At 63.9% G+C, this 1,814-nt stretch carries 1 protein-coding gene and 1 pseudogene; one reads left to right on the top strand and one right to left on the bottom strand.

Annotated features, from left to right (window positions below):
- On the bottom strand, positions 1-732 hold a 732-nt coding region (locus AHiyo1_RS00990), incomplete at its 3' end, for an ROK family transcriptional regulator (protein ID WP_148667417.1).
- Positions 733-885: 153 nt separating this feature from the next.
- On the opposite strand from AHiyo1_RS00990, the pseudogene AHiyo1_RS00995 reads away from it, so the two are divergent.
- Positions 886-1,814: pseudogene (locus AHiyo1_RS00995) on the top strand (alpha-amylase family glycosyl hydrolase); the annotation flags it as partial.

Genomic DNA, 1,814 nt, shown 5'->3' on the forward strand with positions numbered 1-1,814 from the left:
GCCCCCGGCAGTACCGTGCAGCAAACGGCCGGATTCCACCAGGCCCGCACCGAAACGCTCCCCGGCCAGGAGTACGGCCAGGTCTTGGACGCCGCCGCCCGCACCGCGCCAACATTCGCCCAATGCCGCCAAGTTGGCATCGTTCTCCAGTACTACCTCCCAACCGTGGAGATCGTGCAGGGCCTTCTTCAGCCCGACGTCGAACAGGCGCCAGAACGGCTGGCTGACGAGGATGTTTCCGTCGCGGCCCACCGGGGCGGCGAGCCCCACCGTCACCGCCAGGACTTGGTCCGGCGCCACTCCGGCAGCCTCGAGGGCGAGCAGCGCGGTTTGGCTGATCACCCCGATCCGTTCCTCCGCTTCGATCTCCCTTCCGCGGAATGGCTCGCTGGCCCGACCGACCGTTCTTCCGCGCAGATCGGCCACCACCACAGTGGTCTTGAGGACGCCGACGTCGATTCCCAAGACGCAGCCGGCACTTTCGTCGAGTTCGAAGCGCCGCGCGGGGCGGCCCTTCTGGTACGCGCCGAAATCGCGCTGGTTCTCCAACTCGCGGATCCAGCCCCGGGCCATGAGGTCTTCGCACACGGAAAGGGTGGTGGCTCGGGTCAGTCCGGTAGCGTCCATCAGCTCCGAAACGGTCACTGCGTTGGAGGAACGGATGACTCCGAGCACGGTGGCCGCGTTGAAGCGCCGGAGCATCTGCGGAGTGGCAGTCGCGATATCAGGCATGGCTGTTGACCTTCTGTAGGTATGCGTCACATAATACTTGAGGTACTAAATTTAGATTCTAAATAAAAGTCCCATCCATCGAAGCGTCGACACAGAACAGGATTCCCTTTGTCCTCCACCGCCACCATGGCAACTCACAACGACTCCGAGCGCATGGCCGATCCCAACTGGTGGCGCCAAGCGGCTGTCTACCAGATCTACCCGCGCAGTTTTTCGGATGCGAACGGCGACGGACTGGGCGACATCAAGGGCATTACCGCCAAGGTTCCTTACCTGAAATCCCTCGGCATTGACGCCGTCTGGTTGAGCCCGTTCTACCCCTCGGCCCTGGCTGACGGTGGTTACGACGTCGATGACTACCGCAACGTGGACCCCAAGCTGGGCACCCTTGCAGACTTCGATGAGATGGCGGCCGCACTGCACGCTGCGGGCATCAAGCTGATCGCGGACATCGTCCCGAACCACTCCTCGGACAGGCACGAATGTTCAAGGAAGCGTTGGCGTCACCGAAGGGTTCGGCTGCCCGTGAACGCTACATCTTCCGCGACGGCCTGGGCGAGAACGGCGAGCTGCCCCCGGCGGACTGGGACTCGATTTTCGGCGGCCCGGCCTGGGAGCGCATCACCGAACCGGACGGCACCCCGGGACAGTGGTACATGCACATCTTCACCAAGGAGCAGCCGGACTTCAACTGGGACAACCCCGAGGTTCGTGAAGACTTCCTGAAGACCCTCCGCTTCTGGTCCGACCGTGGCGTGGACGGCTTCCGCATCGACGTCGCCCATGCCCTCACGAAGGACCTGCCGGAGGTCCTGCCCTCCAAGACCGAGCTGCCCAAGGAAGGCGAAAACGCCTTGGGTGAGCACCCGTTCTGGGACCGCGATGAGGTGCACGAGATCTACGCCGAGTGGCGCAAGGTCTTCAACGAGTACAACCCGCCCCGGACGGCCGTCGCCGAAGCGTGGGTCCACGCGGACCGGCGCGCCCGCTACGCCAGCCCCGAAGGACTGGGCCAGGCGTTCAACTTCGACCTCCTCCAGGCCGATTTCGACGCCGAACAGTTCCGCACGATTATCACCAAG

Origin of the sequence: Arthrobacter sp. Hiyo1 (assembly GCF_001263615.2) — a bacterium.
GTDB lineage: Bacteria > Actinomycetota > Actinomycetes > Actinomycetales > Micrococcaceae > Arthrobacter.